The following is an 18,353-nucleotide window of genomic DNA, read 5'->3' as shown; positions in this document are numbered from 1 at the left end:
TTTTTTATGCTTGCTTATGGGTTTAAACCATAGTTTTATTACAATAGGTTGCTTTTTCGAAATCCCTTATGTTTATTGATATAATTGGCACTTGAGGAAACATGGCTTTTAGCTCTGTTACAATTTGTTTTGATAGGTTTGATTTTTGTTCGGTATTTCGACCTTGCATGATGTTAGCAAACACATGGATAAAATCATCTTTAGTATTCCCTGTATTATAGTATTGAAAAGGATTAATTCTTACTTTTATATCTTCAGCAGTAAATAATCCGGTTGATTTTGCTATATCATACACGTTTTGCATGATATGTTCTGGTGTCTTTAATTTGATGATCTGCTCTGAGCAATCGATTACAAAATGTGGCATAATTATGTATATATTAGTTAGACGTATTTTTAGTTGCTACTTACTGTTTAAGCAATTTTAGTTTTTCTGTTGCGTTTTTGCACCAATGACAATTATCTTCTGGTTGTAATTCTAATGCCTTTTTAAAAGCATTTATAGCTTTATCTTTTATGTTATATGTTAAATAACCTTCACCTAAAGAGTCCCATAAATTACCATCGGTTGGAAATAGCTGTGTATTTAATTTTAGCAGTTCCAATCCCCAAGATGGCTCTTTTTCTTTTGCTATACGTTTAAATCCAATTCGGTTAAAAACAGCTTTATCACTAAATTTTGTACGCAAATGTTCGTTTAAAAAATCTGGCAGTTTTTCTACTTTATCAGGTGTATTACTATTCATAAAATCATAAACCAACTCGTAGGATAACTTAGTTACAGGCTCAGGCGTATAATCAGGGTCAGATATCATTTTTCCAATTTCCCAGGCAACATTCTCAGAATCACTATTTAAAATAGTGTTTGATAATACTATAATCACAGTATCATCTTCTGTAAAGCGTACAAAGTTTGAAAAATAAATACCATTACTACCATTGTGCCACACTACTTTTTTACCTGATTTGGTTTTAAATGTAGCCCAACCGTACGCATAATGCGAACTTCCTGATTCATTTTCAGCCACATGTGGTGTTTCTAATAGTTCCTTGGATTTAGCACTTAACACCGAGTTGTTTTGCAACGCTCTGTGCCATGTATAAAGGTCCTGTACCGTTGCGTGGATATCTCCTTTTCCTATACTATACCAATGGTTGTTGTTACTGGGTAAGTGTTCTTGAGTAGTGCCCCAATCTTTCCAAATGCCATCGGTATAATTAAAGTAAAATCCATGAGCAAGTTGCTCACTGTTAAAAGCAATGCTTTTATAGCCTGTATGGTTCATTTTAAGTGGTTCCCAAAAAGTTTCCTTTAAAAAGGCAGTATAATCTTTATTGGACACTTTTTCGATGATATCAGCAAGTAAAATATAATTAGCATTCGCATATTGGTGCTTTGTTCCTGGTTTAGCCCATAATTTAGCTTCAAAAAACACTTTTAAAAACTGGTCTTTACTTGCTTCATCATACCTAAAGCCACCTGTTCTTACAGAAACGCCTGAGGTATGCGTGAGTAATTGATGTATGGAAATATCTTTTTTATCAGTAGGAACCTCTTTATAAAATGCACTTATTTTATCTGATAGGTTTAGTTTTCCTTGTTCTATCAACTTTAAAATGGCAGCAGCTGTAAATTGCTTGGTTACAGAGCCTATATTAAAAACGGTTGTGGGTGTATTGAGGATTTTTTTTTGCCGATCAGACCAGCCATAACCTTTCGATAAAATAATGTTCCCTTTTTTTGCAACCAATACGGATGCCGAATACCCGTTGGTGACATTGTTGGTTAAGTAGGTGTCAATTCTTGTTTTTAGTTTATTGGTTGTTGTGTTTTGAGCAACTGCAATAGTAGTTCCTAACACCAATTGAAGAAAGAAAACCGTAGCAAATAAAATTTTTTTCATGATTTTGATTGATTTTTGATTGATGTACCATAAGTACATTACAACATTAGTGTGTTACAAAATTATGTTATTGATAAAAATATTCTTTGTTTCAAACGGATAAACCTTTGTTCGAAAAGAAGTCACTGTTTTTTTAAGTTATATTATAACCTTAACACCTACAAGACCTTTTAGTAGTGTACATCATTTCTTTTTTTACATAACCTTCTAAATTTATGTTTAATTTTTTTTGAATGTATCAATCATTAATTTTGCTATGTTTTTTGTAGTTATAGTTGGCGAATTACAATCGCAATTGCTAAAGCCCACTACATAAATATCTAAACTCGGTACATAAACGCCCATCGATTTAAAACCAAAAATGCTTCCACCATGTTCTCTTGTTGGTACTTCATCAATATTCTTTAAATGCCAACCATACCCATAGGTAAATTGCTCTCCATTGTTTAATGTATTTTTACTAAATACTTTATCAATTGTACTTTGAGAAACTAACAGATTATTATTAATAGCTTCTTGCCATTTCAACATATCGTCAACCGTTGACATTAAAGAACCAGAAGCATACGGAATACTTAAACTCACATACATTTTGTTTGTAAACGCTCCTCTATTATGGTAACCATAAGCTCTATTTTTAACAATCTCTCTATCATTGGCATAGCGAGAATCATTCATTCCAATGGCTTTAAAAATATTCTGCTCTATAAATTCTTCATAAGTGGTTCCAGAAACCAATTCTATAATATATCCTAATACTACATAACCAGAATTGTTATAAGCAAATTTTTCACCAGGTTGAAAGTCTATAGGTTCGTCTTTAAAAAAATCTACCAACTCTTTAGGTGTCAAGTCTTTTCTTGCAATACTCATAATCGATTTCATTTTAGTGAAATCTTTAATTCCAGACGTATGCGTTAGTAAGTGATGAATGGTAATGTGTTCACCATTAGGATAGTCAGGGATATACTTAACAATAGCATCATTAACATCTAGTTTGTTTTGTTCCTGAAGCATTAAAATACCTAGAGATGTAAACTGCTTGGTCATAGACCCTATTTGAAAAACGTTTTCAGGGGTCATGTTAACACCTAGCTCCATATTGGCTTTGCCAAAAGCTTTTTTGTAAATAGGTTTTCCGTGTTTTGCAACCAAAAACACCCCTCCAGGACCTTCCTTATCATTAAAAACGATGGTTATGATACTATCTATTTGAGTCTCTAAAGTTTGAGAATATGTGTATTGCATCACCAAAGCGATGATGATAAAAGATAGGCTTTGTTTTAAGAATATTAATTTCATGATTTCGGTTTTTTTGATTGATTTTTAATTTGATGTTCTTGTTATTTAATCAAAATTAGTTGGTTAGCTTATTAATAATCTTAAGATACCTTAAGAAAACCAACCTGATTATGATTACGACTGTAAAGATTATGGTTTGGTTACATGGTTTTTGCATTTTATCATGCCAATTGTTTTTTAAACCCTTTAATCAACAGCCAAATAGTAAAAGAAAACTCTCCAATAACTGCTGGCATAATAACGATTATGGCAAAAATGTCTTTATAATCAGCATAGTTAGGCATCATAAAATTTGCAATCCCATCAATTACATAACCTAATGCTGCAATAAATAACAATAGTCCTATAGATTTGGGAATGTTATTGGATTTAAAAATTAAATAGCCTAAAAATGCGAGATGCACTCCAAAAATCATTAAACCGATAATCCATATTTGATTAAAGTTTTTTAACAGAGACATGATGTTTTGCTGCGTTTCAATAGCTTGTATGTTTAAGTTCTGGTCATGCATTATTTGATATACTTCAAATAAGTTTAAAAGTGCTGCACAAAAAAACAGCACATTAATAAACCGTAGGGTAGAAGCTGTTAATGAGATGTTCTTGTTTACTTTTTTTAGCAATATGTGTAAAGACCACACTAATAACAAATCAAAAACCAACATCACAACAAACCCAATAATGCCATACATAAACTGCGATGAGTTTTGAGTTAAATTTGCAATGGTCGCATTAGCATTCTCTAAGTCAATCAAGCTTTCTACGGCATAAAAATTGGCGTAAAACCCAGCTATAAAAATCATTAGATAAGCAATACCGGAAGTTTTTGCGATTCGTTTCATCTGTCCATATTATAAAAACAAAAGTAGGGTGGTATCATTTTAATTTCATTGACTTTGGTTAAGATTTATTGAAGTTATATATTTAACGTTGAAACAAAAAAGTCAGTATTGCGTCATACTATTAAATAACATTTAATTCTTGCAACTTTCACCAAAATCCATAGCAGTGCTTCCGTTTGTCAATATGAGTTCTAGTATAGAGAACGAATACTTTTGTGATGGATTGACCGAAGAAATTATCAATGCACTTGCAAAAATTAAGGAGTTATTGGTAACCTCGCGTACCTCGTCGTTTTACTTTAAAAACAAAAAGGTAACAGCCAAAGAGGTAAGGGAAAAGCTAAACGTAGCGACCTTTATTGAAGGCAGTGTAAGGGTGTCTAAAAATACAATGCGTATTACGGTACAGATGATTGATACGCTGGACGATTTTCACTTTTGGTCCGAAACGTTTGATAGAAATCCTGACGATATTTTTAAAGTGCAAGATGAGGTGAGCCTTTTTATTGCTGAAAAATTACGTGAGCATATTGGGCATCTTGAAATAGAAGAAAAGCTGGTAGATCCTATTGATGTACCAATACCTATTTACAGAGACTATCTAAAAGGGAGGTATTACATCATGAAGTTGGATGTTGATAACTCACTTAAAGGCATTGCTATTTTAAAAGCGGTTATTGAAAAAGTGCCTAACTTCATCAACCCATATTTAGATATTAACCAAAGCTATGCCTATATGGGCACATTAGGCTTGTTGCCTGCTCATGAAGCCTTTACGAAAGCACAGCCTTTTCTTGAAAAGGCAATTGCAATCGATTTAAATTCATCTAGGGTTCAATTAAATTTATCGTGGATAGCATGCTGGCAACACTGGGATATAAAAAAAGCGTACGAACACGCAAATAATGCTTTAGAGATACAACCAGCCGATGATATTTACTTGACTATTTCCAATTATTTAACGGTTGAAGGTAAATTGGATTCGGCGCATAATTATTTAGATAAAGCCTTACAGTTAGACCCTTTTTCGGCTATGAATCATCATTATAGAGGGTTTTTGTTTTATCTACAGGAACAGTATGACAAAGCCATACCATACTTACAAAAGGCTTTAGAGTTAAATCCTGATTTACCTTTTCCGCCATTATATATTGGCGAATGTTTGTTGTTCACAGGGAAACACGAAGCAGCCATTAATTACTATAAAAGTTTAAAGGGGGTTCCGGTAAGCGATTTAACCCAATTGGGTGGATTGGCAATGTGCTATGCCAAAACAAATGCTATTGAAAAATGCCATGAAAAAATGGTTGAGCTTGAAACCTATTTGCAATCAAATAACATAGATAAGGCGTTTAACTTTTTAATTTTAGTAAACGTATTATTGGGTAACTACGATAAAGCAATAGATTTTGTAGAACAGGCTTTTAAAAACCATTTGCCTTTAGTTATATTGTTAAATGTTGAGCCCATTATAAAGCCAATAAAAAACCACAAACGCTTTAAAGACATTATGCTTAAGGCAATTACAGATAATGTAAATTACAAGCAGAAAAAAAAGTACAAACAAGCCTTACTGGATCCTAGCGAAATTAAAAAGTATAGTAAAGAATTAGAACAGATCATGATGGATTATAAATTGTACTTAAATCCTGATTTATCACTAAAGGATTTGGCATCTTATCTCGAACTGCCTACCAATTACGTGTCGCAATTATTAAACCTAGGCTTTCAAAAAAACTTCTCTGAATATGTCAATACCTTTAGGGTTATGGAATTTAAAGAGCGTGTTCTTTTAGATGAAAATAAAGGCTTAACCATTATGGCTGTAGCTTACGATAGTGGTTTTAATTCTAAAACGGTGTTTAATACCTTCTTCAAGAAAATAGAGGGCATAACGCCTAATGCTTTCCTTAAATCTAAATCTAACTGAAAGAACTAGTTCTGATTTATAAAATGGGATTTTTGTTCTAGAGTTTACAATTAATTTTACCTCATAAAATTGAATTATCAATACAATAAACTGTTTGCGTATTAGTTTTTAGTTTTTTAAAAATAAAATAAATCATTGATAATCAGTATTTTAAATAGGTTTTAAAAATAAAAACCATTATTTTGTGATTTTTTGAGTACTTCAAATACTAATAGCATGTAATTAATCTTTAAATGCATACAAAAGAGGAATTTATTCAACATATAAAGGAGAACGAAGGTATTATTTATAAAGTTGCAAGGCTTTATACCAATAGTGCCGAAGATCAAAAAGATGTATATCAAGACATAGTATATCAACTTTGGAAATCGTACCCTTCTTTTAAAGCCAATTCAAAAATTAGTACTTGGATGTATCGTGTTGCATTAAATACGGCTATTAGCAATTTAAAAAAAGAAAAAAGAAAAGGAACGCGAGTATCTATAGACAATGTTCTTTTTAATAAAATAGATCCAGTTGATACCGTGATGGAAGAGCGAATTACATTTTTATATGCGCAAATAAAAAAACTCAGTATTGTGGAAAAAGGAATCATACTGCTTCATTTAGAAGGAAAAAACTATGATGACATAGCTGCAATTACTGGGTTTACTAAAACCAATATTGGAACACGTTTAGCTAGAATTAAACAAAAATTAAAATCTCAAATTAAGAAATAAAACAAGAATGGAACTAGAAGAAATGAAATCCCTTTGGGAAGATATGAGTCAAAAAGTTGACCAACAAAAAATATTGACCGACCAACTAATTCTCGATATGACTAAAGAACGTTATGACAATAGAATGCGTAGTATCTCTATACCAGAAACCATAAGTGCGTTTATATGTTTTGCTGCTGTTATTTACCTGATAAGTAATTTTAACTTACTAGATGTTTGGTATTTACAACTTACTGGAGTACTCACAATAGTTGCTTGTTTACTATTGCCTATACTTTCATTAAAATCAATTAAAAAGATGAAGGCTATAGATGTTTCCAAAAGCACTTATAAAGAGTCGTTAGTAAATTACGCCAAAGAAAAAGCTAAGTTTATGCGTCTGCAAAAAACAAGCTTTTATACGAGCTTTATAGTATTGATACTTGCTGTCATTACATTTGGAAAAATTATGAAAGGCATCGATGTTTTTACAATGACAGAAAAACTCAACTGGCTAGTTCCTTCAGGTATTGGTGTTTTATATATTTTCTCTGTATGGGTATTAAAAAAATATAAAAAAGCAGCAGATTCAGCTAACGATATACTAAAGGAATTAGAGGAGTAATCCTATTCATTATTTAATTACAAACAAATCCATATTATTTAAAATTTAATAGTCGAATCATTTTCGACAAGAAAAAAACAACCTAAAATGAAAACTATTTCAACATTTACAATTGTATTTATACTATCCATAGTAAGCTTATTTTCTCAAAATATTTCAGGAGATTGGAGCGGAAAAGCCAAAAGAAGCGATAAGGAAATCACGTTTGTGTTTAACATCAAACAAGAAGGTGCTAACTATTCAGCGGTAATGAACGTACCTACCTTTAGGATTTCGGGTATAAAACCTTCAGCAACTACATTTACAAACGGAACGTTACAAATTGATGGTTCAAACGTTGGGATGTCTTATGTGGCAGACTTCAATAATGAATTGCAACAATTTGAAGGAATGTATAAAGAAGGAGGCATAGAAATGGCACTAAATTTAAAAAAAGGTGCTGTGGAGATAGCAGACCAACGCAGACCTCAAGAACCTGTAAAACCTTATCCTTATTATGAAGAAGAGGTTGTATTCCCAAATAAGGAAGCCAATATAACCTTAGCTGGTACCTTAACCTTACCCAATAAAAACGGGACATTTCCAGTAGTCATTTTAATTAGCGGAAGTGGTCCACAAGACCGAGATGAAACCTTTATGGGACACAAGCCCTTTTTAGTGTTGGCAGATCACCTAACCAAACAAGGCATTGGTGTATTGCGCTTTGATGATCGTGGTCAAGGAGCATCTACAGGAGACTTTGGTAGTGCAACCACAGAGGATTTTTCTAAAGATGTAATGAGCGCCATCGCCTATTTAAAAACTAGAAAAGATATAGATAAAAAGAATATTGGGTTAATTGGTCATAGTGAAGGTGGTATTATTGCACCCTTAGCAGCTAATAACTCTAACGATGTTGCTTATATGGTGTTGCTTGCTTCTACTGGAATTTCAGGGACAGAATTATCGGTAATGCAGTCTAAAACATTACGTCAGTTTCCAGTGAAAGATGAGAAAGCATATGAGGGAAACGCAAGAAAAGCCATCGCTATTGTTACTTCTAATAAAAGTGAACAAGAAATTAAAACAGAATTGACAGCACACTATAATGATTTTTTAAGACCCATTTTAAAAGATTTAAACGTGCCTGAAAAAAATATCAATGCGTTTATAGATAATCAGGTAAACACAAGTATAAAACCTTGGTCTCGTTATTTTTTACAGTACAACCCAGCTGATGAAATCGAAAAATTGCAAATTCCTGTGTTGTCTTTAAATGGAAGTAAAGACACGCAAGTGAATGCCAAAATAAATCAAAATGGCATACGTCAAGCTTTGATTAAAGGTGGCAACAAAGATTACAAAATACTTGAATTAGAAAACTTAAACCACTTTTTTCAAGAATGCGACACAGGAAAGATGGATGAGTATAGAAAGATTGAACAGACATTTTCCCCAATAGCATTAAAAGAAATTTCGAGCTGGGTTTTAGAGCATATCAATTAAGTCGTTCGGATTTATAAAATAGGACTTTTAATATATGTAGCTATTGTAATTTTATCATAAATCAATTAATAATATCAACAATGGAAAAAATGAAAACAAAAAAAAATAAAAAGGGAGTCAGATTAGGCATAGGAATTATACTAGGGACTATTGTAGGTTATGTAACCTCAAATATACAATTGTGGTTTGTTTTAGGAATTGCTATAGGTGCAGCTTTAGAATATGGTTCAACCAACAATAAATCCTAAAATCTAATTTTAAAATATGTATATTGTTTAAAGACAATAATTTAAAAAACTGTAACATTTTATACAATACACAGACTTATTTAACATCAATCAATCAAAAAATGAAATCATCAATTAAAATAGTATTTTTTACTTTCATAGCGTTTTCAACGTTAAGCGCTTTTTCTCAAAATACCGATAAAAAACTTTTCAATAAGATAGACTCTTATTTAGAAGCAAGTGTAACAAATGGCTTTTCTGGAGTTGTTTTAGTTGCTAAAAAGGGAGCGGTTATTTTATCTAAAGGATACGGTTGGGCAGATAGGGAAAATAAAATACCTAACTCCCCAGCAACCGTTTTTAATATTGGTTCTATAACCAAACAATTTACTGCATCCGCTGTTTTAAAACTTGTGGAGCAAGGTAAAATAAAAACATCCGATAAAATCAGTTCATATTTTACTCAGACACCTAGTGATAAAAAGGATATTACCATTCATCAATTACTAACACACACGTCTGGAATTTCTAATAGAACAGGAGGTTTTAGATACAATGAAGCCAGCAAGGAGCAGTTTTTAAAAGAATTTTTCGAGTCCACATTGCAGTCTAAACCTGGCACAACCTACCAATATGCAAATGCCAATTACATTATGTTAACGGTTATATTGGAGTCGGTTTCAGGACAAACCTATAATACTTTTCTAAAGGAATATTTATTTGAACCTGCACAGATGACAAGCACAGGGTATAAAAGCATCACCTTTAATACAGAGCGGCTCGCACATGGATACTATTATAACAGAGATGATGAAAAATGGACAGATTGGGGAACAACCCAACAGCATCTACCTTATAATGACAATCATTGGTATAGCATAGGCAAAGGCGACATTCACTCTACTATTGAAGATTTATACAAATGGCATGTTGCTTTAAAAAACAACGTTGTGTTAACATCAAAAACTAGAGACATACAAGAAACCGCGTATGTGACTGAAAATGATAACATGACATCGTATTATGGTTATGGATGGGCCATATCCAAAAGTAATAGAGACACCAAAATAGTTGCTCATAATGGTAGTAACGGATTGTATTTTGCAGATTTTGTAAGATTTACAGACGATGATGTGGTCGTTATATACATTACAAATGCGTTTTTAGGACCAGAATCAGAAAACGTGGCTAGAAAAATTGGTAAGATGATTTTTGACACCAATTATAATGCAACTCCAATTCCTAGAAATATTTATGAGTTAATACATGCATTCATGAAAACCAATCCATCTACAAATGCAGAAAAATTACCAGATTTTTTAAAGAAAGAACTTAAGAATGAGTTCAGTGACCATGCTGTTTTAAACAGGTTAGGATACAGCAGGTTAAAAAAAGAAGACCAACCTGGGTGGGCATTAGAACTGTTTAAACTTAATGTAAAATTATTTCCTCAAGATGGTAATTTATGGGACTCATTGGGTGAAGCGTATTTAAAATACAATCAAAAACAAGATGCCATAAAGAGTTATACAAAAGCGGTTGAATTAGGTAGTGAAGGATCTAAAAAAGTATTAAACGAATTGCTAGGTAATGACTAGTATGAATACAATTATTGTTAACCTTGAATGATTTTGTTTATTGTTAGTTATAGGCTTTTTATAAATCCCTAAGCATTGCAACTCGCTAATTTTCTATTTGGTTTGTTCAAACCAACATTCATTTATCACGATTTTTTTCATAATTGAAAATAGTTCTGATTTAGAAAATAGAACCTTTGCTATTTAGCTTTCAAGTATTTTTGATGTACAGGAGTTTGCAATATGTGTAATATAAATTAAAACAATACTTTATGAGTAATTCAATACCAAATAAAAAAGACGCTTGGAAATCAATTTTTTTATTTCTTGCACTCATAATAGCCCTTACATCTCCTTTACATTATGCCATTGTTAACTTATATCCTTCACGGATCTATGTTGGAGCCATTATGTGGTGTCCTGCAATAGCGGCATTTATTACATTAAAACTAAGAAGGCGTAAAATATCATCTTTAAATTGGCAGTGGGGAAAATGGAAATATATACGAATGTCGTATGTTATCCCTGCCTTATATGGCATTATTACCTATGTGCTTATTTGGGCATTAGGATTTGGAAATATAGCAAATAGCGAAACCATCACTGATTGGGGAAAAGAACTTGGCTTGTTTGGGATAGGGACCTTAAATCCAACGGCAATAACCATTATAGGTGTTATTTTATTGGGCACTGTAGAAGTAATAAGGGCCTCAGCAACCACCTTAGGCGAAGAAATTGGGTGGCGAGGGTTTTTTATCTATGAATTGAGAAAGGTACTTTCCTTTGCTGGCGTGTCTGTTTTTAGCGGAATTATTTGGGCTGCATGGCATTGGCCGCTATTGGTTTATTATAGTAATAATGTGCTATTGGAATTTATAACGTTCTTTATTGTTATAATTTCTATGTCATTTATTATGACATATTATACGTTTAAGTCCAACAGTTTGTGGCCAGCTGTTATTTTTCATGCTGTTAGTAATGTGTATGTGCAGAAAATATTACCACCGTTAACGGAGCAAGTTGAAGGAAGTGAGCATTGGTTGGGAGAAAACGGAATTATGTTTGCAATTGTAACTTTTGCCTTTGGTATTTACTATTGGAGGAAAGCAGTTAAAGAGAATATATAGTTTACACGTATTATCTGTTAATAAGTTCTATTTTATAAACTCGAACGTTTAAAACCTCAATAATCTTCAACTTTGCAGTAAATAATAGCAACTATGAAAGCGGCAGTTTATACACAATATGGTTCACCAGATGTTATTCAGGTTATTGATATAAAAAAACCAACACCAAAGCCTAATGAAGTATTGGTAAAAATTAAAGCATCATCAGTAACTAGGGCAGAAACGATGATGCGTCAAGGAAAACCTAAGTTTGGCAGATTGTTTTTAGGACTTTTAAAACCTAAAAACACTAGTTTGGGTACTGGGTTTTCAGGTGTTGTAGAGGCTATAGGTTCACAAATCACAAAATTTAAAGTAGCTGATGAAGTTTTTGGAGAAAAACTATTTAGTAATGGTACTAATGCTGAATATATATGTGTGCCTGAGGATGGTATTATCGAAAAAAAACCAAACAACATAACCCATGAGCAAGCAGCACCAATTTGTGACGGATTTTTAACCTCGTATAGCTTTTTAAAAGATATTGGCAACTTAAAAAAAGGGCAGTATATTTTAGTAAATGGAGCCTCAGGTAGCTTAGGGACAGCTGCAGTGCAACTAGCAAAAGTAATGGGAGCAAAGGTCACTGGAGTTTGTAGTACCAAAAATATAGATTTAGTAACATCGTTAGGAGCAGATCATGTCATAGATTATAAGATGCAGGATTTTACAAAGCAAGGAGACTTCTATGATGTAATTTACGATTCGGTTGGTAAATCATCCTATAGAAAATGTGAAAAGGTATTGTACAATCAAGGTGTTTTTATAACGCCTGTGTTAAGTTTTAAGGTATTATGGCGCTCTATTATAATGCCAAAAAAAGTAAAGTTTTCAGCCACAGGCATCAGGAAGCAAGAAGAATTGAAAGGGTTGCTAACAGAGTTAACCACATTTTTTAAAAAAGGGAAACTAATTACTATTATAGATAAAACTTACAAGTTAGAGAATATAGCAGACGCCCATAAATACCTAGAAACAGGCCATAAAATAGGCAATTTGGCAATCATCAATCCATAAATCATCATCAATCAAAAAACGAACACTATATGTTTTTTAAAACACAAGAGGGCAAGGAAACAATCCTTAAACTTTACAATCAAAAACTAAAAGCACTGGGTATTGATTATTCAGAAAAGCTAATCGAAACAAAATTTGGAGCTACTAATCTTGTTATTACAGGAGACCCTAAACTTCCACCACTTATGCTTATTCATGGCACAGGAGGTTGTGCATCACAAATTTTAGAATCGTTTCCAAGCTTATCTTCAAAATACTGTGTATATACCATAGATGTATTGGCACAACCTAACAAAAGCGCTGAGAATAGATTAGATATGAAATCTTTAGATTATGGAAAATGGCTTATAGAAGTCATTATAAAACTAAGACTCAAAGAAGTAACCCTCGTAGGTTTTTCATTTGGCGGTTTTATTAGTCTAAAAGCATTGGAGTTTAATGAAACACCTATAAAGCAAGCATTCTTAATAGCACCTGTGTATATTGTTAATGGGAATCCTCTAGTAGGTTTATTCAAAATGTTTTTACCGTTAAAAAAATTCATTAAAACAAATAATCAAGCATATATTAAAAAAGTAATGAATGCGCTTTTTTCTGAATATGATGACTTTGCTCTAACATACATGTCGGCTACGTTTCAGCATTGCGATATGGATTTTTCACCGTTACCAATAATAAGTAGGGATAGCGCAAAAAGTATAAAAGCCCCAATCACCATTTTTGCTTGTGTAAAAGACATTATGTTTCCAGGAAAAAAAATGATAAAAAGAGCAAAGCGGATATTTCCTTCTTTAGAAGAAGTCATATTGTTAGAAGGCTCTAAACATGTACCAAATGCAACAAATTTTAATAAAATAGAAAACATAATACTAACTAAAAACGAATAATAAAATAAAAAAAATATTTTTTTAATAATTGTATTTGCATGTTCTTTTATTGCTTGTAAGATCAGTGAAAATACTACAAAAACTAACGACTCATTAAGTAAAAAAGAAACGTATCTTAGCCAGAATCCTCCAGGTTTAATCCCAGAATTATTTGCTCCAGATATTATTCAAACAGAGTATAGAGAAGCAGAAGTAACATTTGCACCTAATCTAGAAGAGTTTTATTTCCGTAGAAGAGGAGGCGATTATAAAAATAACACCTTGGTTGTTGTTCAATACAAAAATGACCGATGGACAGAATCTATTATAGCGCCAAAATCAGGAGAGCCATTTATTTCGCCAGATGGCAAAACGATGCACTTAGGGAAAACATATAGGCAAAGAACCACTTCTGGATGGTCTGAGGTGAAACATCTTGATGCGCCTTTCAAAGACTTTCGCATTATGTGTCTTACAGCGTCATCTAATGGAACGTATTATTTTGATGAAGCCAGCGAAACAGGTCCTCTTCGTTATTCAAGACTAATAAATGGCATCTATGAAAAACCTAAAACTGTAGAAATTAAAGACATTGGTAATTGGAACGCACATCCTTTTATTGCTCCAGACGAATCTTATATTATATGGGATGATCAAAGAGAAAACGGATATGGTAGTTCTGACTTGTACATTTCTTTTCGTCAAGAGGATGATTCATGGGAACCTTCAATTAACTTGGGTGACAAAATAAACACCGAGTTTGAAGATGCTTATGGAAGTGTATCACCAGATGGAAAGTACTTTTTCTTTCATAGATCTTATGGTGGTGACAAAGCAGATATATTCTGGGTAGATGCACAATTCATAGAGGTGCTCAAACCAAAATAAGCAAATGGATATAGATATACGTAGTAATGGAGCAGGCGATTTTTATGCTGGTGTTGTGTTGGTTTAGGCACTTAATAAGGATTGTAAATAAATGCATATTTTAGTACTATGAAAACACCAAATCCAACAACAATTTTTCCGCTTAAGGATTATAGTAAACTTTTTTTTAAAAAACTAAATGTTAATAAAAAATTAAAAAGATACAGACTTGTCTGTTTTTAAATATTTCATTATATATTTGCTGTATGAAAAAATTAGGAGTAAGAGAAAGAATAATTGCAACAGCCTCAGATTTGTTTTATAACCAAGGATATAATCAAACAGGTATAAATCAAATTATATCAGAAGCTGGAGTAGCAAAAGCAAGCATGTATCAACACTTTAGATCTAAGGAAGATATCGCTGTAGCTTACTTAACTGCAAGACACACTATGTGGATGGGAAAACTAAAGGAATGTGTGTCTATTCAAAATACACCAAAAGGTAAGGTAATAGGATGTTTTGATTACTTAATGGAATGGCTAAAAGAGGTGAATTTTAGAGGCTGTGGATGGCAAAATATTATTACAGATTTACCTGATAGTCATGAAAAAGTTAGAAATCAAGCTGTGCATCATAAAAACGATGTTAGAGATTGGATTCATAAGCTATTAAAAGATGAAAACGAATACACAGACATTGAAGCCGAACAATTAGGAGACGAAGTTTTAATACTTATTGAAGGAGCTATTATTTTATCTCAAATACAAAAAGATGAATGGCCTATAAAAGTAGCAAAAAATGCCTGTGCTAAATTATTAGCTTAATTTTTTTAATTAATAACAAACAGACCTGTCTGTACATAAATAGTAAGCATGAAAAAATTAGCACCTCCTTTTACATTGGAAACAGCCAAAGCTAAGGTCCAAGCAGCAGAAGATGCTTGGAATAGCATGAATCCCGAAAAAGTATCTATGGCATATTCTATAGACTCGAAATGGCGAAATAGAGATCAATTTTTTACTGGAAGAAAGGCCATTAAAGAATTTTTAGAAAAAAAATGGGAATCAGAACAAAACTATAAACTAAAAAAGTATTTATGGTCTTTCACCGACAATAGAATATCTGTTAGGTTTGAATACGAATGGTTAGATCAAAACCAAAATCAATGGTATAGAACTCATGGAAATGAACATTGGGAATTTGATGATGATGGATTAATGAGAGTAAGAGATATGAGTGCCAACGATGTTAAAATAAACGAAGCACAAAGAAAATTTAAATGGTAATTAAAAAAACAATACAACAATAAGAGCTATAAAGATAAATTTTTAGTTAGTTGGTTTGATTTGTTCGAGTTTTATACTTCATAATTTAAAAAGGGATTCCTTCTCGAACAAATCTTTATTCTTTGACAACAAGCTAATTATGTTTTAGTGAGCAACCTTTGCCTCATTAATAATCATGAAAGAATAATTATGAAAACAAATAATCCAAATACAACAGCTTCATCTTTTTTAAAAATTGTCAGGGATAACAGCTTTGGAAGAGTTAAAAGAAAATATAGAAAACCAACAGCTTTTATTGGGTATTGGGAAGCTTTAGCAAGGACTAAATAAAAAAACAAGAAACATGAAAACATCAATTACAATCAACAAAAATGCATTTAACTATCGAAAACTTGAAATAGCCAATGCAAGTAAAAGAGTGAGGAGGCATTTTAAAAGACAAACCTCAAGTATTAATAGAGTTTAATACATGAACAGATGAAAACTATCAATTGGAAATACGCAATAATAGCAGGTATTATTGGAACAGTTTTTTTTGATATCGCAGGATTATTTTTTACAGGTAAATGGTGGGATATTCCTAGTATTTTAGGAGAAAAAACTGGATTAGGTTTAGTCTATGGTGTTTTAGTTCATTATAGTAATGGAGTATTCTTAGCAATATTGTTTGCAGGAATAGCACCTTCACTTTGGGGACCAAAATGGTTGCGGCCAATTGTTTTTATGATATGCCAAACCATAGTTGTTGTATGGCTTTTTATGTTCCCACTTTTAGGAGCAGGTATTGCAGGAACAAAGTTGTCTCCAATGATGCCTTTAATAACCATTTTTAGGCATTTAGCATTTGCAGTCCCATTGATATTTTTAATTCATGCTAGTATCCCTCAAGTAAAAACTATAAAGGTAAAGTAAATTAATAGCGAGAATAATATGAGAACACATATACAGTTCATGAAAAAGTGTATTGACTTAGGTAAAGAGGCAATGCTTAGTGGTAATCCGCCAGTTGGATCGATAGTTGTAAAAAACAATACTATTATTGGCATTGGTAAAGAAGCAGGAAAATCCTCAAACGATGTAACTAAACATGCAGAGATTGAAGCCATTAAAGACGCTTTAATTAATCATCAGTCATTAAACGAGGCTACTCTTTACACAACTCATGAGCCATGTATAATGTGTTCTTATGTTATAAGACATCACAGTATTAAAACTATTGTTTATGGTATAAAATCAAAATACGTTGGAGGCTTTAGTTCAAGCTTTAAAATATTGGAGACTAATAGTATTCCTACATGGAAAGAAGCACCCGAAATAATAGGAGGTGTTATGGAAAACGAATGCCTTAACCTTTCAAAAACATATAAATTATTAAAAGACAAATGAAATATCCTAGCGACATAGTATTTACACCTTCTGTAAAAAAAATTCAAAAAGAAAAAGGCTCTCGTAACAATTACTCCAGAATGGAAAAATATGGAGCATGGAATACAGAGGTAACACCAGATTTAAAAGCGTTTTTAAGTAAAATTGATTCGTTTTATTTTGGAACTTCCAATAGCGAGGGACAACCCTATATACAACACCGTGGAGGAGATAAAGGATTTTTAAAGGCCATAGATGATGAACATTTGGGCTTTGCAGATTTCTCTGGAAATATGCAATACATATCTGTAGGTAATTTAAGTGAGAATGATAAAGCTACCATTTTTTTAATGCATTACCCAAGTCAATCCAGAATAAAAATTTGGGGAACTGCTAAAATTTCCAATGATAGAAACATTATAGAGTTACTTACTGATAATTTTTATAAAGCACGAGTTGAAAGAGCCATAATCTTTAAGGTAAAAGCTTGGGATATGAATTGCAGACAACATATAAAACAACGTTTTACAGCTGAAGATATTGAAAAAATAACACAGCCTTTAAATCAAAAAATAAATGAGTTAGAAACCATTATTAAAAACATAAGCAATTCTAAAACTATCACATTATGAAACATCAAGTAAAAACAATTTGGAAAGATAGTATGGCTTTTGAAAGTGAAATAGACAGCCATAAATTTATAATAGATGCTAAACAACCCTTAGGAAACGATTCTGGACCAAGTCCCAAAAAACTACTTCTTTCAGCGTTAGCTGGTTGTACAGGAATGGATGTTGTATCTCTTCTAAACAAAATGCGCGTAGATTTTACAAACTTTGAAATAGACATAGAAGCAGATCTTACAGACGAACACCCAAAAGTATATTCGTATATAAGAATTATATACAAACTTTATGGAGCTAACATTGATAAGGAAAAAGCAAAAAAGGCTATAGAATTATCACAAGAAAAGTATTGCGGTGTAAACGCTATGCTTAGAAAAAACAATCCAATTAAATATTGTATAGAATATATAAATAGTTAAAAATTGACCAGTTAAATAATATTAAAAAGTGAATGCCATAGAAGCCATAAAAAAAAGAAAATTGCAAGCAAACCTTATAATACTTGATAAAAAACCATTGAAAACTATTGAAGCATATGATAATATAAGCGGCATCATTATAAATGGA

At 32.1% G+C, this 18,353-nt stretch carries 22 protein-coding genes; 18 read left to right on the top strand and 4 right to left on the bottom strand.

Annotated features, from left to right (window positions below; genetic code table 11):
• Positions 1-22 precede the first annotated feature (22 nt).
• The 4 genes from E5167_RS08865 to E5167_RS08850 all read right to left on the bottom strand — a co-directional run bounded on the left by E5167_RS08865 (position 23) and on the right by E5167_RS08850 (position 4,048).
• Positions 23-367, bottom strand: a complete 345-nt coding sequence (locus E5167_RS08865; protein WP_136843181.1) for a 5-carboxymethyl-2-hydroxymuconate Delta-isomerase — start codon at positions 365-367, stop codon at positions 23-25.
• Positions 368-407: 40 nt separating this feature from the next.
• A complete protein-coding gene (locus E5167_RS08860; protein ID WP_136843179.1) occupies positions 408-1,904 on the bottom strand; it encodes a serine hydrolase domain-containing protein in 1,497 nt (498 codons plus the stop codon).
• Positions 1,905-2,123: 219 nt separating this feature from the next.
• Positions 2,124-3,206 (bottom strand): serine hydrolase domain-containing protein, encoded by a 1,083-nt coding sequence (locus E5167_RS08855; RefSeq protein ID WP_136843177.1) that lies wholly within the window; start codon positions 3,204-3,206, stop codon positions 2,124-2,126.
• A 161-nt stretch (positions 3,207-3,367) separates the two neighbouring features.
• Positions 3,368-4,048: a DUF4386 domain-containing protein gene (locus tag E5167_RS08850; RefSeq protein WP_136843175.1), complete on the bottom strand. Its 681-nt coding sequence runs from the start codon at positions 4,046-4,048 to the stop codon at positions 3,368-3,370.
• Positions 4,049-4,187: 139 nt separating this feature from the next.
• On the opposite strand from E5167_RS08850, the gene E5167_RS08845 reads away from it, so the two are divergent.
• From E5167_RS08845 to E5167_RS08775, 18 genes are all read left to right on the top strand, one after another.
• Positions 4,188-5,978: a tetratricopeptide repeat protein gene (locus tag E5167_RS08845; protein ID WP_136843173.1), complete on the top strand. Its 1,791-nt coding sequence runs from the start codon at positions 4,188-4,190 to the stop codon at positions 5,976-5,978.
• Between the two features lie 233 nt (positions 5,979-6,211).
• Entirely contained in the window at positions 6,212-6,697 is a 486-nt protein-coding gene (locus E5167_RS08840; protein WP_136843171.1) for an RNA polymerase sigma factor, read from the top strand.
• Positions 6,698-6,704: 7 nt separating this feature from the next.
• Entirely contained in the window at positions 6,705-7,301 is a 597-nt protein-coding gene (locus E5167_RS08835; protein WP_136843169.1) for a hypothetical protein, read from the top strand.
• 87 nt (positions 7,302-7,388) lie between these two features.
• The gene (locus E5167_RS08830) at positions 7,389-8,786 is read left to right on the top strand and encodes an alpha/beta hydrolase family protein (RefSeq protein ID WP_136843168.1); all 1,398 of its coding nucleotides are present in this window, start codon (positions 7,389-7,391) and stop codon (positions 8,784-8,786) included.
• A gap of 89 nt (positions 8,787-8,875) precedes the next feature.
• Positions 8,876-9,034 carry a hypothetical protein gene (locus E5167_RS15410; RefSeq protein ID WP_169301399.1) on the top strand — a complete coding sequence of 53 codons (159 nt, stop codon included), beginning with the start codon at positions 8,876-8,878 and terminating at the stop codon, positions 9,032-9,034.
• A 101-nt stretch (positions 9,035-9,135) separates the two neighbouring features.
• Positions 9,136-10,611: a serine hydrolase domain-containing protein gene (locus tag E5167_RS08825; RefSeq protein WP_136843166.1), complete on the top strand. Its 1,476-nt coding sequence runs from the start codon at positions 9,136-9,138 to the stop codon at positions 10,609-10,611.
• A 251-nt stretch (positions 10,612-10,862) separates the two neighbouring features.
• Positions 10,863-11,717, top strand: a complete 855-nt coding sequence (locus E5167_RS08820; protein ID WP_136843164.1) for a CPBP family intramembrane glutamic endopeptidase — start codon at positions 10,863-10,865, stop codon at positions 11,715-11,717.
• 93 nt (positions 11,718-11,810) lie between these two features.
• On the top strand, positions 11,811-12,773 hold the full coding sequence (locus E5167_RS08815; RefSeq protein WP_136843161.1) for an NAD(P)-dependent alcohol dehydrogenase: 963 nt from the start codon (positions 11,811-11,813) through the stop codon (positions 12,771-12,773).
• A gap of 29 nt (positions 12,774-12,802) precedes the next feature.
• Positions 12,803-13,660 (top strand): alpha/beta fold hydrolase, encoded by an 858-nt coding sequence (locus E5167_RS08810; protein WP_136843160.1) that lies wholly within the window; start codon positions 12,803-12,805, stop codon positions 13,658-13,660.
• 261 nt (positions 13,661-13,921) lie between these two features.
• Positions 13,922-14,527, top strand: a complete 606-nt coding sequence (locus E5167_RS08805; RefSeq protein WP_211242141.1) for a TolB-like translocation protein — start codon at positions 13,922-13,924, stop codon at positions 14,525-14,527.
• Between the two features lie 245 nt (positions 14,528-14,772).
• Positions 14,773-15,333, top strand: a complete 561-nt coding sequence (locus E5167_RS08800) for a TetR/AcrR family transcriptional regulator (RefSeq protein WP_136843156.1) — start codon at positions 14,773-14,775, stop codon at positions 15,331-15,333.
• A gap of 48 nt (positions 15,334-15,381) precedes the next feature.
• Entirely contained in the window at positions 15,382-15,795 is a 414-nt protein-coding gene (locus E5167_RS08795) for a nuclear transport factor 2 family protein (RefSeq protein ID WP_136843154.1), read from the top strand.
• 189 nt (positions 15,796-15,984) lie between these two features.
• Positions 15,985-16,125, top strand: a complete 141-nt coding sequence (locus E5167_RS15405) for a hypothetical protein (RefSeq protein WP_169301405.1) — start codon at positions 15,985-15,987, stop codon at positions 16,123-16,125.
• 13 nt (positions 16,126-16,138) lie between these two features.
• Complete coding sequence (locus tag E5167_RS15565; protein WP_262709581.1) at positions 16,139-16,261, top strand: hypothetical protein; 123 nt, start codon at positions 16,139-16,141, stop codon at positions 16,259-16,261.
• An 11-nt stretch (positions 16,262-16,272) separates the two neighbouring features.
• Positions 16,273-16,707, top strand: coding sequence for a DUF2938 domain-containing protein (locus tag E5167_RS08790; RefSeq protein WP_136843152.1), 435 nt, complete (start codon positions 16,273-16,275; stop codon positions 16,705-16,707).
• Between the two features lie 18 nt (positions 16,708-16,725).
• Positions 16,726-17,181, top strand: a complete 456-nt coding sequence (locus tag E5167_RS08785) for a nucleoside deaminase (RefSeq protein ID WP_136843150.1) — start codon at positions 16,726-16,728, stop codon at positions 17,179-17,181.
• The gene (locus tag E5167_RS08780; protein ID WP_136843148.1) at positions 17,178-17,792 is read left to right on the top strand and encodes a pyridoxamine 5'-phosphate oxidase family protein; all 615 of its coding nucleotides are present in this window, start codon (positions 17,178-17,180) and stop codon (positions 17,790-17,792) included. The genes E5167_RS08785 and E5167_RS08780 overlap by 4 nt, the downstream gene beginning before the upstream one ends.
• Positions 17,789-18,205 carry an OsmC family protein gene (locus tag E5167_RS08775; protein WP_136843146.1) on the top strand — a complete coding sequence of 139 codons (417 nt, stop codon included), beginning with the start codon at positions 17,789-17,791 and terminating at the stop codon, positions 18,203-18,205. The genes E5167_RS08780 and E5167_RS08775 overlap by 4 nt, the downstream gene beginning before the upstream one ends.
• Positions 18,206-18,353 lie beyond the last annotated feature (148 nt).

The organism is Pontimicrobium aquaticum, from assembly GCF_005047595.1.
Classification (GTDB): Bacteria; Bacteroidota; Bacteroidia; order Flavobacteriales; family Flavobacteriaceae; genus Pontimicrobium; species Pontimicrobium aquaticum.
Note: the sequence above shows the minus strand (reverse complement) of the source record. Positions and strands in the feature narration are given on the sequence as shown.

Bases quoted from the DNA above. Each gene is read 5' to 3' on its own strand.
- E5167_RS08835 (WP_136843169.1), top strand. From the start codon at position 6,705: ATGGAACTAGAAGAAATGAAATCCCTTTGGGAAGATATGAGTCAAAAA.
- E5167_RS15565 (WP_262709581.1), top strand. From the start codon at position 16,139: ATGAAAACATCAATTACAATCAACAAAAATGCATTTAACTATCGAAAA.
- E5167_RS08785 (WP_136843150.1), top strand. From the start codon at position 16,726: ATGAGAACACATATACAGTTCATGAAAAAGTGTATTGACTTAGGTAAA.
- E5167_RS08810 (WP_136843160.1), top strand. From the start codon at position 12,803: ATGTTTTTTAAAACACAAGAGGGCAAGGAAACAATCCTTAAACTTTAC.
- E5167_RS08820 (WP_136843164.1), top strand. From the start codon at position 10,863: ATGAGTAATTCAATACCAAATAAAAAAGACGCTTGGAAATCAATTTTT.
- E5167_RS15405 (WP_169301405.1), top strand. From the start codon at position 15,985: ATGAAAACAAATAATCCAAATACAACAGCTTCATCTTTTTTAAAAATT.
- E5167_RS15410 (WP_169301399.1), top strand. From the start codon at position 8,876: ATGAAAACAAAAAAAAATAAAAAGGGAGTCAGATTAGGCATAGGAATT.
- E5167_RS08865 (WP_136843181.1), bottom strand. From the start codon at position 367: ATGCCACATTTTGTAATCGATTGCTCAGAGCAGATCATCAAATTAAAG.
- E5167_RS08795 (WP_136843154.1), top strand. From the start codon at position 15,382: ATGAAAAAATTAGCACCTCCTTTTACATTGGAAACAGCCAAAGCTAAG.
- E5167_RS08825 (WP_136843166.1), top strand. From the start codon at position 9,136: ATGAAATCATCAATTAAAATAGTATTTTTTACTTTCATAGCGTTTTCA.
- E5167_RS08860 (WP_136843179.1), bottom strand. From the start codon at position 1,904: ATGAAAAAAATTTTATTTGCTACGGTTTTCTTTCTTCAATTGGTGTTA.
- E5167_RS08800 (WP_136843156.1), top strand. From the start codon at position 14,773: ATGAAAAAATTAGGAGTAAGAGAAAGAATAATTGCAACAGCCTCAGAT.
- E5167_RS08840 (WP_136843171.1), top strand. From the start codon at position 6,212: ATGCATACAAAAGAGGAATTTATTCAACATATAAAGGAGAACGAAGGT.
- E5167_RS08855 (WP_136843177.1), bottom strand. From the start codon at position 3,206: ATGAAATTAATATTCTTAAAACAAAGCCTATCTTTTATCATCATCGCT.
- E5167_RS08850 (WP_136843175.1), bottom strand. From the start codon at position 4,048: ATGAAACGAATCGCAAAAACTTCCGGTATTGCTTATCTAATGATTTTT.
- E5167_RS08815 (WP_136843161.1), top strand. From the start codon at position 11,811: ATGAAAGCGGCAGTTTATACACAATATGGTTCACCAGATGTTATTCAG.
- E5167_RS08780 (WP_136843148.1), top strand. From the start codon at position 17,178: ATGAAATATCCTAGCGACATAGTATTTACACCTTCTGTAAAAAAAATT.
- E5167_RS08775 (WP_136843146.1), top strand. From the start codon at position 17,789: ATGAAACATCAAGTAAAAACAATTTGGAAAGATAGTATGGCTTTTGAA.
- E5167_RS08790 (WP_136843152.1), top strand. From the start codon at position 16,273: ATGAAAACTATCAATTGGAAATACGCAATAATAGCAGGTATTATTGGA.
- E5167_RS08830 (WP_136843168.1), top strand. From the start codon at position 7,389: ATGAAAACTATTTCAACATTTACAATTGTATTTATACTATCCATAGTA.